The organism is Pseudomonas sp. Tul2A7 (genome assembly GCF_054790505.1).
Window position 1 is genome coordinate 5745887 of the sequence record NZ_CP186499.1, and the last position, 12741, is coordinate 5758627.

A 12741-nucleotide genomic window follows, 5' to 3' on the forward strand; every position below is an offset into this window, starting at 1 on the left:
AGCCCAGGAAGACCGAATATGAACTCGTCCGTTTCTGCTCTGCCATTGTCCACCCTCGATTGCGCCAACGAAGCGCTGACCGTGCGTCTGCCCAGTTCGTTGCAACTCAAACAGCAATTGCCCTTGAGCAATGCCTTGAGCCAACAAGTCGCTGCCCATCGCGAGGCGGTTCGAGCGATCCTCAACGGTGATGATCAGCGTCTGCTGATAATCGTCGGCCCCTGCTCTATCCACGATCCCCAGTCTGCACTCGAATATGCCGGCAAACTGTCACGACTGGCCGAACAGGTCAGCGACAGAATGCTCCTGGTGATGCGAGCCTACGTCGAGAAGCCGCGCACTACCGTTGGCTGGAAAGGCCTGGCTTACGATCCGCACCTGGATGGCAGTGATGACATGGCCGCTGGCCTGGCACTGTCCCGTGAGCTGATGCTGGAAATGATCCGCCTCGGTCTGCCCGTGGCGACCGAGCTGCTGCAACCCCTGGCGGCCGGCTACCTTGACGACCTGCTCAGTTGGGTTGCCATTGGCGCACGCACCACCGAATCTCAAATTCATCGCGAAATGGCCAGTGGTTTGAGCATGCCCGTAGGCTTCAAAAACGGCACCGACGGCGGCGCAGCAGTAGCTGTCGATGCCATGCGTTCGGCAGCCCATCCTCATCGGCATTTCGGAGTAGACAGCCAGGGTCACCCGGCGATCATTCAGACACCAGGCAACCCTGATACTCATTTGGTCCTGCGCGGCGGTCATCACGGCCCCAATCATGATCGCGAGAGCATTGCCAGAATCCACGCTGACCTGAACCGACTGAAGGTCCCGAACCGGATCATGGTTGATTGCAGTCACGCCAACAGCGGCAAGGATCCATTACGCCAGCCAGGCATTTTCAATGAAGTGCTTGAACAACGCTTGCAGGGCGATAGCTCTTTGATCGGCATGATGCTGGAGTCTCACCTGTTCGAAGGTTGTCAGCCGCTGAGTGCCTCGCTACGGTACGGTGTATCGATCACCGATGGCTGTCTCGGCTTTGACGCAACGCAACAATTGCTGCTTGATGCAGCTCAGCGCATTGGCGCGCACCACTGAAGTTGACGGCGCTACCCTCCGGTCAAAGAACCGGAGGGTGGTCCGCTCCAGCTACGCCTCCAGCCGGACCTGCGTCACCGCAGACTCCTGACTGACGTCATCCAAACGCTCAACCGTGTAGGCAACACGCACGATCGACCCGTGATGCTCGCGCCAGAAGCGTTGTGGCACGATAAAGATAAGCGGCTTGCCGGCGGTTTCCCGGGTGATTTCGCGGTCATCGCGGTGATTGAAAAAATCGCCATCACACTTGAGATAGACCAGCTCGCCTTCTTGCGTCCGGGCATTGCCGATCACAACGGTGACGCCATCAATGCAATCCTGCACCAATAACACGCCATCCTCAGCTTCAAGCACATCGGGTGCGTCCAATTGACCATGCAGCAAGGCGCTGATGAGAACTCTCGCGGGATCGGATTCGAGCACCGCTCCACCCTCTCGCTCGACTCGATAGCGTACCGTCACCTCGCCTCCAAGATGTGCAGCTATGTACTCATGCGGGATCCAGAAAGACAGGGTGTCGGCAACAGCGAAGACTTCGACCTTCAATCGATCACTGAATGATAGAGGCGAGGTGTCTCCAGACCACATCAACGCAACGTGGTCACCTGCCGCCATGCGGGCATAAGGCTGGAGAGTGACGAGTGCACCTTCCGTGACCCGTGCCGGATCCAGTGTCCCGGCGACTGCGTCCACAATATGTGGAGCCAGCAGTTGAGGCCGTGTATCGCCTACCGACAATTGCACGCGCGCAGACGATGCGGGCTCGGTCAGGCCGGCGCTGAAAAGTGTCCAGTAGACCTCCAGTGAACCGCCATCCAGTGCGGTGATATGCAGCCCCTTGATCACGAAAATGATGTCTTTGCCAACCTGGGCCTCACTGACATGCCGCGTCATTTCGTGGTGATAGGCGAAGCCCTCTATATCAAGCCCTTCCCAGCGCAAAAGCAATTGATCGCCAGACGCCATGTTCGGATAAGGGGCAATACGGACGGCGACTTTGCCCAGCGAAGGATCAAGTACGCGCCCTTCCAGCGATTCGAGCGTCGCTGCCGGCAGCAACTCTTTGGCGGTGAGAGGGCTGGCGGGGTGGCGCATCCGGTAGCAAAACTCGATTTCATGCGTGTTCATTGTTGGCTCCATGCCTTGGACTAACGCTGTCTTCATTGACGACGTCGACAGTCAACATTCAACGCGATTGTTCCTGCTCTGGATATCAGCCCAATACGCCGCAGACACGAAGTAAAAGCTACGAGCCCAGTAGGCAACCGACGCTAAATCGACTTCGGCCAGGCGCGAGACCGCCAGATCTTCCGATTTGGACTTCCCAAGTATCCGAAAAATCATACAGCCCATAGTCCAGATTCAACGGGCAAGTGAAGCCTCTTCTTACTTCTTAAACGAGTTGTGTGTTTTAGAGTGGCCCACAGATTTCCCGATGAACTTCTGAGAAAAAGGTAAGAACATGCAACGGAATGCTACAACTCGTTATCCCATCCTTCTGGTACACGGCCTGTTCGGATTCGAACGCATCGGCCATTTCGAGCTGTTCCATGACGTCAAGAGCGCCCTGAAAGCGGCTGGCAACCGAGTGTTCGTTCCCCACCTCAGCGCAACCCACGACAATGAAGTCAGGGGTGAGCAACTGTTGAAGCAGATCGATAGTGTCCTGCGCGGCACGCGTGCCAGGAAGGTCAATCTCATCGGGCACAGCCAGGGTGCTTTGGCTGCACGATACGCTGCGGCGCTTGCGCCAGACGCCATCGCCTCGGTGACTTCGGTCAGCGGCCCGAACCACGGTTCGGAACTGGCGGACTTCCTGCGCAAGGCGCTGGTGCCAGGCCGGCTGCCGGAAATCGTCGCGCAAAACGTGGCGACACTGTTTGCCGATTTTCTGTCACTGCTCAGCGGTAGCGTCACGCTGCCGCAAAATGCACTGGCAGCGCTCAATGGACTGACAACCGAGGGCGTGGGCACTTTCAACGACAGGTTCCCCCAAGGGCTGCCCGGCACCTGGGGCGGGCATGGCGCAGCAAAGGTCAATGGCGTGCACTATTACTCGTGGAGCGGGGTGCTGCCGACAAACGAGACAAACGAGCTGCCGATTGGCGACCCGGTACGCAGCGTTTGCCTGGCGCTGTCACAATATTTCATGACTGAAGGAGAACAGAATGACGGTTTCGTCGGGCGTTTCAGCTCTCATCTGGGGCACGTGATCCGTTCCGACTATCCGCTGGATCACCTGAGCAGTCTGCGCCGCAGTGCTGGCGCAGCCATCCGCGAACTCGATCCGATTGATCTTTACGTTGAACACGCCGCGCGCCTGCGAGCTGCGAATCTCTGATCAGCCCGCAACCCTGCGAACGGAACTTTGCCGAGAATTCGCCCACTGAATCCGGTAGGCTCCACACTTTACTGAAATAGACTGGAGAGTTTCCCCATGGCTAAAGCCACTGCCCGCCACATCCTTGTTGCCAGCGAAGACAAGTGCAACGAACTGAAGGCCCAGATCGAAGGCGGCGCCGATTTCGCCGAAGTCGCCAAGGCCAACTCCACCTGCCCGTCCAGCCGTCAGGGCGGTGATCTGGGTTCGTTCGGTCCTGGCCAGATGGTCAAGGAATTCGACACCGTGGTCTTCAGCGCGCCAATCAACGTCGTGCAAGGCCCGGTGAAAACCCAGTTCGGTTATCACCTGCTGGAAGTCACCAGCCGTCAGGACTGATCCGTCACCTGATTGCTAGCCAACGGCCCGCCTTCTGGTGGGCCGTTGTGTTTCAGTTACACATACGGCTGGCGACTGGCGTGCCTCTCGCGTAAAACTTGCGCTTATCGATTTCCCGGTTCCAAGGCTGACAATGCGACTGGTTTTCCCCTCATTGATGCTCACCGCCCTAGCCCTTCTTTCAGGCGCCGCCGGTGTGAACGCGGCCCCGCAACATGCGTTGACCGTTTATGGCGAACCCGCCAAATACCCTGCCGGTTTCAGTCATTTCGACTACACCAACCTGCAGGCTCCCAAGGGTGGGACGATGCGCCGCTCGGCGATTGAAATCGGTCACTTCGACCACGTCCTTCCTTATATAGACAAAGGCATCGGCGTCACCCAGATTGACGGCATGCTGTACTCGCCCTTGGCCCAGCGCTCGCTGGACGAGCCTTACACGGTCTACGGCCTGGTCGCGCAAAAGATGGAGCGCTCGGACGATGGTCTGTCGCTGCGGTTCTTCATCAATCCCAAGGCCCGTTTCGCCGACGGCAAAGCAATCACCGCTGAAGACGTGCGCTACTCCTACGATTTATTGATGACCCAGGGCAGCCTGCGTTATCGCACGCAGTTTGCCGATGTCAAAGGCGTCGAAGTGGAAGCACCGCTGATCGTGCGTTTCGACTTCAAGAGCAATGAAAACCGCACCCTGCCACTGGACGTCGCCACCCTGCCGGTATTCCCCGAGCATTGGTGGAAGAGCCGCGATTTCGCCAATGGCGGTGGTTATGAAGCGCCACTGGGTAGCGGCCCCTATCGAGTCGGCAAAGTCGATTCCGGGCGCAGCATCACCTTTGAACGCAACGCCGACTGGTGGGGCAAAGACTTGCCGGTCAGTCGCGGCCTCTACAATTTCGATCATTTCAGCATCGAGTACTTCGGTGATACCGACGTCGCCCGGCAAGTGCTGCGCGGCGGTGCCTATGACTACAACCGCGAGTTCTCGGCCACTGGCTACTCGATCGGCTATGACAGCCCCGCGCTGAACGACGGGCGTCTGCAAAAAGCACACTTGGCCACGGAGGCGCCACAGTCGGCTCAGGGTTTTGTATTCAACCTGCAGAAACCGATGTTCGCCGATCGCCGTGTGCGCCAGGCCCTGGCAATGCTCTGGGACTTCGAGTGGAGCAACCGGCAAATGATGCGCGGTATGTATATCCGCCAGCAGAGCTACTTTTCCAACACGCAACTGGCGGCAAGCGAACTGCCCGATGCGCAAGAGCTGAAAATCCTCGAACCGCTGCGCGGCCAGGTTCCCGACGAAGTCTTCAGCAAAGTCTTTGAAGCGCCGAAAACCGACGGCAGCGGCCTGATCCGCGACAAACAATTGCAAGCCCTCGAATTGCTCGAACAGGCTGGCTGGAAACCGGATGGCGATCAACTGGTCAATGCCCAAGGCGAGCCACTGAGCTTTACCTTCCTGGTCAGCCAGAACGGTATGGATCGCCTGCTGCTACCGTACAAGCGCACGCTGAAACAGATCGGCATCGACCTGAACATTCGCCGCATCGACTCCTCGCAATACGTCAATCGCCTGATGAGCCGCGACTACGACATGATCGTCACGGGCTACCCGGTCAGTACTTCACCGGGAGGCGAGTTGCTCAATTACTTTGCTTCCGCGTCGGCCAACGACCCGGGCGCGAACAACTACATGGTGTTGAAAAACCCAGCGGTGGATACGCTGATCAACGGCCTGATTCGCGCCTCAACCCAGTCCGACATGCTGCATTACGCCCATGCTCTGGATCGGGTGCTGCAATGGAATTACTACTGGATTCCCAACTACTATCCACCGGGCACCTCGACCGTGTGGTGGAACCGCTTCGGCATACCGTCGGTGCAAGCCAGCAATGACGAAGCCATCGAGAGCTGGTGGGAAATCAGCAGCACACCGCTGACCAATCAGCAGATGACCGCGGAAAAAATTGCCCGTGGCAGACCCGGGGGGCCGCACTGATGTGGGGTTACATACTGCGGCGTCTGCTGCTGATCATTCCGACGCTGGTGATCATTCTGCTGGTCAATTTCGTGATCATTCAGGCCGCGCCCGGCGGCCCGGTAGAACAGGCCATCGCCCACCTGCAAGGGATCGGCGGCGCCAGTGTCGGTGGGGGCGCCAGCGAAACAATGAGCAGCACCTCACGCGCCAGTCGCGGCCTCGATCCGCAATTGATCAAGGACATCGAAAAACAGTACGGTTTCGACAAGCCGGCCCATGAGCGCTTGTGGCTGATGCTGAAGAACTACGCGCAACTGGATTTCGGCAAAAGCTTTTTCCGTGGCGCGACGGTCACCGATCTGATCCTGGAAAAAATGCCGGTGACCATTTCCCTCGGGTTGTGGGCGACGCTGATCACCTATCTGGTGTCGATCCCGCTGGGGATCCGCAAGGCCGTGCATCATGGCAGTCATTTCGATATCTGGAGCAGCACGGCGATCATCATTGGCTACGCGATGCCGGCGTTTCTGTTTGCGATGTTCCTGATCGTGGTGTTTGCCGGCGGTACCTCGCTGAACTGGTTTCCGGTGCGCGGGCTGGTCTCGGACAACTTCGAATCCCTGTCGACTATCGGCAAAATCGCCGACTATTTCTGGCACCTGGTGCTGCCGGTGACAGCGCTGGTGATTGGTGGTTTCGCCACGCTGACGATCCTGACGAAAAACTCGTTTCTCAATGAAATCACTCGCCAGTACGTGGTAACCGCCCGCGCCAAAGGCCTGAGCGAACGCCGTGTGTTGTACGGCCATGTGTTCCGCAATGCGATGCTGCTGGTGGTATCCGGCATCCCGCAGGCGTTTATCAGTGTGTTCTTTGCAGGCTCCTTGCTGATCGAAGTGATCTTCTCTCTCGACGGTCTCGGGCGCATGAGCTACGAAGCCGCAGTTTCGCGGGACTACCCGGTGGTGTTCGGTTCGCTGTTCATCTTTACCCTCTTCGGCCTGCTGATAAAACTGGTGGGTGATCTGTGTTACACGCTGGTCGATCCGCGTATCGACTTCGCCGCGAGGAACGCCTGATGTTCAAGCTCTCGCCTCTTGGGCGTCGGCGCTTCGAGCGCTTCAAGAAAAACCGCCGTGGCTGGTGGTCGCTGTGGCTGTTTATCGGCCTGTTTGTGCTGACACTGGGCGGTGAGTTGATCGCCAACGACAAGCCGCTGGTCGTCAGCTATCAGGACCAATGGTACTTCCCGGTATTCAAGCGCCACACCGAGCAGGAGTTCGGCGGACAACTGCCGTTTCAGGCCGATTATCGCAGCGATTACGTGCAGAACCTGATTCGCAAGGACGGTGGCTGGCTGCTGTTCCCGCCGATTCCGTTCAGTGACGACACGCCGAACTACGACCTCACCAAACCGGCGCCGAGCCCGCCGACGTCAGTCAACTGGCTGGGCACAGACGATCAATCGCGGGATGTGCTGGCACGGGTGATTTTCGGCGCACGGGTATCGATTCTGTTTGCCTTGATGCTGACCTTTGTCAGCGCGCTGATCGGCATCGCCGCCGGTGCATTGCAGGGCTACTACGGTGGCTGGGTCGATCTGCTCGGGCAACGCGTGCTGGAAGTCTGGTCGGGGCTGCCGGTGTTGTATCTGCTGATCATCCTCTCCGGTTTCGTCGAGCCGAACTTCTGGTGGCTGCTGGGGATCATGGCGCTGTTTTCATGGCTGGCACTGGTGGATGTAGTGCGCGCCGAGTTCCTGCGCGGACGCAATCTGGAGTACGTCAAAGCCGCCCGCGCGCTGGGTTTGAGTGATCGCAAAGTGATCTTCCGGCACATTCTGCCCAACGCCATGAACGCGACACTGAGCTACTTGCCGTTCATTCTGACCGGGGCGATTTCCACTCTTACCGCGCTGGATTTTCTCGGCTTCGGCATGCCCGCCGGCAGCGCCTCGCTGGGTGAGTTGATCGGTCAGGGCAAACAGAACCTGCAAGCTCCGTGGCTCGGGTTGACGGCGTTTTTCACCCTGGCGCTGATCCTTTCCTTATTGGTGTTCATCGGCGAAGCGTTACGTGACGCGTTCGACCCTCGATCCTGAAGCGTGGCCATGACTGACAACCTGATTGAAATCCGTAACCTCAACGTTGCCTTCCACGGCCAGAGCGTGGTGCGTGATCTGTGCCTGGACATTCGCCCCGGCGAGTGCCTTGCGCTCGTCGGCGAATCGGGCTCGGGCAAATCGGTGACTGCCCATTCGATTCTGCAATTGCTGCCCGAAAGCGAAGCGCAAACCACCGGCAGCATTCGCTATCGCGGACAGGAACTGATCGGCGCCGATCCCAAGGTTTTGCGCGAGTTGCGCGGCAACCGCATCGCCATGATCTTTCAGGAGCCGATGACCTCGCTCAATCCGCTGCACACCATCGAAAAACAGATCGGCGAAACGCTACTGTTGCACCGTGGCCTCGGCGGCAAAGCGGCGCAGGCACGGATCCTCGAACTGCTCGGTCTGGTGGGCATCCAGAAACCCAAGGAACGCCTCAAGGCCTATCCACATCAACTCTCTGGCGGGCAACGGCAACGGGTGATGATCGCCATGGCCCTGGCCTGCGAACCGGAGCTGTTGATCGCCGACGAACCGACCACGGCGCTCGACGTGACGGTGCAGCGCAAGATCCTCCTGCTGCTCAAATCCCTGCAACAACGCCTGGGCATGTCGCTGCTGCTGATCAGCCACGACCTCAATCTGGTGCGCAGTATTGCCCAGCGCGTGTGCGTGATGAAAGCCGGGGAAATCGTCGAACAGGCACCCTGCGAAACCCTGTTTACCGAGCCGAAGCATCCTTACAGCTGCGTGTTGCTCAACGCCGAACCCGAAGGCGAAGCGCTGCCTCGAGATGAGCGCGAGAACGTACTGGAAGTCGACGACCTTAAGGTTGAGTTTGTCGTCGGCGGCGGTCTGTTCCAGCGCAAGCAATACCTGCGGGCGGTGGACGGCATCAGCCTGAGCATCCAGCGTGGCAAGACCCTCGGCATCGTTGGCGAATCCGGTTCCGGCAAGTCGACATTGGGCCAGGCGATCCTGCGCTTGCTCGACTCCGAAGGCGGTATCCGCTTTCAGGGCCAGGCGCTCGACGGTCTCAATCAGAAACAGATGCGCCCGTGGCGCCGACAGATGCAGGTAGTGTTTCAGGATCCGTTCGGCAGCCTCAGCCCGCGCATGTCGGTCGCGCAGATCATCAGCGAAGGCCTCGAAGTGCACTGCGAGTCGACGGCTGATGAATGCGATGAGCAAGTCATCCGCGTACTCAAAGAGGTTGGCCTCGACCCGCAAAGTCGCCATCGCTATCCCCACGAGTTCTCCGGTGGTCAGCGCCAGCGCATTGCCATCGCGCGGGCGCTGGTGCTGAAACCGGCGCTGATCCTGCTCGATGAACCGACCTCGGCACTTGATCGTACAGTGCAGAAACAAGTGGTCGCCCTGCTCCGTCAGCTTCAGGAAAAACACGGTTTGACCTATCTGTTCATCAGCCATGACCTGGCGGTGGTGCGCGCGCTGGCCCACGACATGATCGTGATCAAGGACGGCAAAGTGGTCGAGCGTGGTGCCAGTCATGATGTGTTTGACGCGCCGCAGCATCCGTATACCAAAGAGCTGTTGGCGGCGGCGCATCCGGGGTAGGCATAATTGCCGATCGATTTGAAATCGAGTCGCAGCTTCCGCGAGCAGGCTCGCTCCCACAAGGTTCACGGTCGTTTACAAAATTTGTGAACACCCCCGATTCACTGTGGGAGCGAGCCTGCTCGCGAAAGGGCCGGCGCAGGCAACAAACAATCAGGATCAGCCTCCATGAACACCACCGAAAGCCTCAAGGACTACCAACGGGTGCGCACCCTGGCAATCCGCTCGCTGTTCGAGATCATCGAGCAATCCAGCGAAGGCACGGTGATTGTCGATCGCGATGCCAACATCGTCTGGATGAACGAACGTTACGCCCGGCGTTTCGGTCTCGAATCGGCTGCCGGCGCAATCGGCAAACCCTGCGAGAGCGTGATTCCCGGCAGTTTGCTGCGCGAAGTCGTGCGCACCGGCCGCCCCATTCTTCTGGACATGCAAGACACACCCAAAGAGCCATTGGTGGTGATGCGCCTGCCGATCCACGACGATGCCGGCACGGTGATCGGTGCGATCGGCTTTGCCCTGTTCGACGAACTGCGCACCTTGTCGCCAATGCTCAAACGTTACTTGAGCATGCAAGAGGAGCTGGCCTCGACCCGCTCTCTGCTGCGGGCACGGCAGACCAAATACAACTTCGCCCACTTCATCGGCACCAGTGCCGCCAGCCTCGAGGTCAAACGCCGCGCCCGGCGCAGCGCCAGCGCTGAATCACCGGTGTTGCTGCTCGGTGAAACCGGCACCGGCAAGGAGCTGCTGGCCCAGGCCATCCACAGTGCGTCGCCACGGGCACACAAAGCTTTCGTCAGTATCAATAGCGCAGCGATTCCCGAGGCATTGCTGGAAGCCGAGTTTTTCGGCACCGCGCCGGGCGCCTTCACCGGTGCCGATCGCAAGGGTCGTACCGGCAAGCTGCAAATCGCTCAGGGCGGGACGTTGTTTCTCGACGAGATTGGCGATATGCCGCTGCCACTGCAAAGCAAACTGCTGCGTGTGTTGCAGGAAAAGGAGTTCGAACCCGTGGGCTCCAATGACGTCATTCAGAGCGACGTTCGCGTGATTGCCGCCACCTCGACCGATCTGCAAGCAGCCATCAAGCGCGGTGAGTTTCGCGCTGATTTGTACTATCGCCTCAATGTGTTACCGATCCAGGTACCGCCGTTGCGTGAACGACTTGATGACCTGCCGGCGCTGAGCGAAGCGATCCTTGAAGAGCTGCGCAGTCAGCACGAGTTGCACCGCGATGCGCTGGCGTTGCTGGGTCAGCATGCGTGGCCGGGGAATATTCGCGAGTTGCGCAATGTGCTGGAACGGGCGGCGTTGCTCAGTGATGACTTGATGCTGTCTGAACAGGATATTCGTGCGGCGATTGGTACCTTGACGCCGGTCGAGCGTGGTTCTGGCCCACTGGCTGAGGTGGTGCCAGAGGAAACATTCGCCCAGGCACGCGAGCGGTTTGATCGGCAGTTGATTCAGTCTGCCCTCGAGCAATGCAACGGAAATGTACCGCAAGCAGCTGCTCGGCTGGGGCTTGGTCGGTCGACGCTGTACAAGAAAATGGTGGCGCTGGGGATTGCTTGAGTCTCTATAAAAAGACGCGAATCTCATTAATTAGAAAATTCGTCAAGATCAAAAGATCGCAGCCTTCGGCAGCTCCTACAAGAGAATATCGGGTCCGCACTGTAGGAGCTGCCGAAGGCTGCGATCTTTTCGGCTTAATGCCGTCTCTATAGTGAGACAAAAACTCTGAAGCCTGCCCTACTTGCACCACAATACCTTTATATTTCAACGTGTTAGATAACTGGCACAGATTTCGCTAACGCCTCTCCCACACCCGTTCCACCCACAAAAATAACAATTCTGGAGAGACACACCATGAGTGTGATCATTGCCTTGGCAGCCCTTACGCTGCTGATGCTGGCTGCCTACCGTGGCTACAGCGTTATCCTCTTCGCACCGATTGCCGCCCTCGGCGCAGTCCTGCTCACCGACCCTTCCGCCGTCGCCCCTGCGTTCACCGGGGTGTTCATGGAGAAAATGGTCGGCTTCATCAAACTGTATTTCCCTGTATTCCTGCTCGGTGCGGTATTCGGCAAGTTGATCGAACTGTCGGGTTTCTCCCGCTCGATCGTTGCCGCCGCCATCCGATTGCTTGGCACCAAACAGGCAATGCTGGTGATCGTGCTGGTCTGCGCCCTGCTCACCTACGGCGGCGTATCACTGTTCGTCGTTGTGTTTGCGGTCTATCCGTTTGCTGCCGAGATGTTCCGTCAGAGCAATATTCCCAAGCGTCTGATCCCGGCCACCATCGCGCTTGGCGCGTTTTCGTTCACCATGGACGCCCTGCCCGGCACGCCGCAGATCCAGAACATCATTCCCAGCACCTTCTTCAACACCACCGCATGGGCGGCGCCGTGGCTCGGTGTGATCGGTACGATCTTCGTGTTCTGCGCCGGCATGCTGTTTTTGCAGCGTCAGCGCAACAAGGCGATGCGCGCGGGTGAGGGTTATGGCAGCGAGTTGCGCAACGAGCCGGAAACCGCTGAGGACCTGAAGCTGCCAAACCCGTGGATTGCCCTGTCACCGCTACTGGCGGTGGGCATCATGAACCTGCTGTTCACCCAGTGGATCCCGCAGTGGTACGGCAAGACCCACAGCCTGGCTTTGCCGGGCATGACCACGCCAGTCACCACTGAAATCGCCAAACTGACGGCGATCTGGGCGGTGCAAGCGGCTTTGCTGGTGGGCATTCTGATGGTGCTGGCGTTCGGCTTTCAGGCGATTCGCAGCAAGCTCGCCGAAGGCAGCAAAAGCGCGGTCAGCGGTGCATTGCTGGCGGCGATGAACACTGCATCGGAATACGGCTTCGGCGCAGTGATCGCCTCACTGCCAGGCTTTCTGGTGCTGGCCGACTGGCTCAAGCAAATCCCCAATCCGCTGGTCAACGAAGCCATCACCGTGACCCTGCTCGCTGGCATCACCGGGTCCGCATCCGGCGGCATGAGCATTGCGCTGGCGGCGATGTCCGAGCAGTTCATCAGTGCGGCCCACGCGGCGAACATTCCGCTGGAAGTGCTGCACCGCGTGGCCGCGATGGCCAGCGGCGGCATGGACACCCTGCCGCACAACGGCGCCGTCATCACCCTGCTAGCCGTCACCGGCCTGACCCACCGTGAAGCCTATAAAGACATTTTCTGTATTACGCTGATCAAGACCCTGGCGGTTTTCGTAGTGATCGGCACTTTCTACGCCACTGGCATTGTGTGA

The 12741-nt window shown here is 58.8% G+C and carries 10 protein-coding genes; 9 read left to right on the top strand and 1 reads right to left on the bottom strand.

Annotation, left to right across the window (positions count from 1 at the left end):
* Positions 1–18: 18 nt before the first annotated feature.
* The gene (locus ACOYXJ_RS25595) at positions 19–1089 is read left to right on the top strand and encodes a 3-deoxy-7-phosphoheptulonate synthase (protein WP_110719176.1); all 1071 of its coding nucleotides are present in this window, start codon (positions 19–21) and stop codon (positions 1087–1089) included.
* A gap of 51 nt (positions 1090–1140) precedes the next feature.
* Here ACOYXJ_RS25595 and ACOYXJ_RS25600 read toward each other — a convergent pair whose 3' ends face one another.
* Entirely contained in the window at positions 1141–2220 is a 1080-nt protein-coding gene (locus ACOYXJ_RS25600) for a hypothetical protein (protein WP_460372261.1), read from the bottom strand.
* A 334-nt stretch (positions 2221–2554) separates the two neighbouring features.
* Between ACOYXJ_RS25600 and ACOYXJ_RS25605 the strand changes: the two genes are divergently transcribed.
* From ACOYXJ_RS25605 to ACOYXJ_RS25640, 8 genes are all read left to right on the top strand, one after another.
* Positions 2555–3433 carry a lipase family alpha/beta hydrolase gene (locus tag ACOYXJ_RS25605; protein ID WP_460372263.1) on the top strand — a complete coding sequence of 293 codons (879 nt, stop codon included), beginning with the start codon at positions 2555–2557 and terminating at the stop codon, positions 3431–3433.
* A 96-nt stretch (positions 3434–3529) separates the two neighbouring features.
* Entirely contained in the window at positions 3530–3811 is a 282-nt protein-coding gene (locus ACOYXJ_RS25610; RefSeq protein WP_003445034.1) for a peptidylprolyl isomerase, read from the top strand.
* A 133-nt stretch (positions 3812–3944) separates the two neighbouring features.
* A complete protein-coding gene (locus ACOYXJ_RS25615; RefSeq protein WP_460372265.1) occupies positions 3945–5813 on the top strand; it encodes an extracellular solute-binding protein in 1869 nt (622 codons plus the stop codon).
* Positions 5813–6874 (top strand): microcin C ABC transporter permease YejB, encoded by a 1062-nt coding sequence (locus tag ACOYXJ_RS25620; RefSeq protein ID WP_460372267.1) that lies wholly within the window; start codon positions 5813–5815, stop codon positions 6872–6874. The genes ACOYXJ_RS25615 and ACOYXJ_RS25620 overlap by 1 nt, the downstream gene beginning before the upstream one ends.
* On the top strand, positions 6874–7896 hold the full coding sequence (locus ACOYXJ_RS25625) for an ABC transporter permease (RefSeq protein ID WP_095047801.1): 1023 nt from the start codon (positions 6874–6876) through the stop codon (positions 7894–7896). Before ACOYXJ_RS25620 ends, ACOYXJ_RS25625 begins: the two co-directional genes overlap by 1 nt.
* A gap of 9 nt (positions 7897–7905) precedes the next feature.
* Positions 7906–9480 carry an ABC transporter ATP-binding protein gene (locus tag ACOYXJ_RS25630; RefSeq protein WP_460372269.1) on the top strand — a complete coding sequence of 525 codons (1575 nt, stop codon included), beginning with the start codon at positions 7906–7908 and terminating at the stop codon, positions 9478–9480.
* Positions 9481–9648: 168 nt separating this feature from the next.
* Complete coding sequence (locus tag ACOYXJ_RS25635; protein WP_460372271.1) at positions 9649–11055, top strand: sigma-54 interaction domain-containing protein; 1407 nt, start codon at positions 9649–9651, stop codon at positions 11053–11055.
* A gap of 294 nt (positions 11056–11349) precedes the next feature.
* Positions 11350–12741: a GntP family permease gene (locus ACOYXJ_RS25640; protein WP_460372273.1), complete on the top strand. Its 1392-nt coding sequence runs from the start codon at positions 11350–11352 to the stop codon at positions 12739–12741.

What these genes read in the sequence shown, in the direction of transcription:
- ACOYXJ_RS25595 (WP_110719176.1), top strand. Translation starts at nt 19, where the DNA reads ATGAACTCGTCCGTTTCTGCTCTGCCATTGTCCACCCTCGATTGCGCC.
- ACOYXJ_RS25600 (WP_460372261.1), bottom strand. Translation starts at nt 2,220, where the DNA reads ATGAACACGCATGAAATCGAGTTTTGCTACCGGATGCGCCACCCCGCC.
- ACOYXJ_RS25605 (WP_460372263.1), top strand. Translation starts at nt 2,555, where the DNA reads ATGCAACGGAATGCTACAACTCGTTATCCCATCCTTCTGGTACACGGC.
- ACOYXJ_RS25610 (WP_003445034.1), top strand. Translation starts at nt 3,530, where the DNA reads ATGGCTAAAGCCACTGCCCGCCACATCCTTGTTGCCAGCGAAGACAAG.
- ACOYXJ_RS25615 (WP_460372265.1), top strand. Translation starts at nt 3,945, where the DNA reads ATGCGACTGGTTTTCCCCTCATTGATGCTCACCGCCCTAGCCCTTCTT.
- ACOYXJ_RS25620 (WP_460372267.1), top strand. Translation starts at nt 5,813, where the DNA reads ATGTGGGGTTACATACTGCGGCGTCTGCTGCTGATCATTCCGACGCTG.
- ACOYXJ_RS25625 (WP_095047801.1), top strand. Translation starts at nt 6,874, where the DNA reads ATGTTCAAGCTCTCGCCTCTTGGGCGTCGGCGCTTCGAGCGCTTCAAG.
- ACOYXJ_RS25630 (WP_460372269.1), top strand. Translation starts at nt 7,906, where the DNA reads ATGACTGACAACCTGATTGAAATCCGTAACCTCAACGTTGCCTTCCAC.
- ACOYXJ_RS25635 (WP_460372271.1), top strand. Translation starts at nt 9,649, where the DNA reads ATGAACACCACCGAAAGCCTCAAGGACTACCAACGGGTGCGCACCCTG.
- ACOYXJ_RS25640 (WP_460372273.1), top strand. Translation starts at nt 11,350, where the DNA reads ATGAGTGTGATCATTGCCTTGGCAGCCCTTACGCTGCTGATGCTGGCT.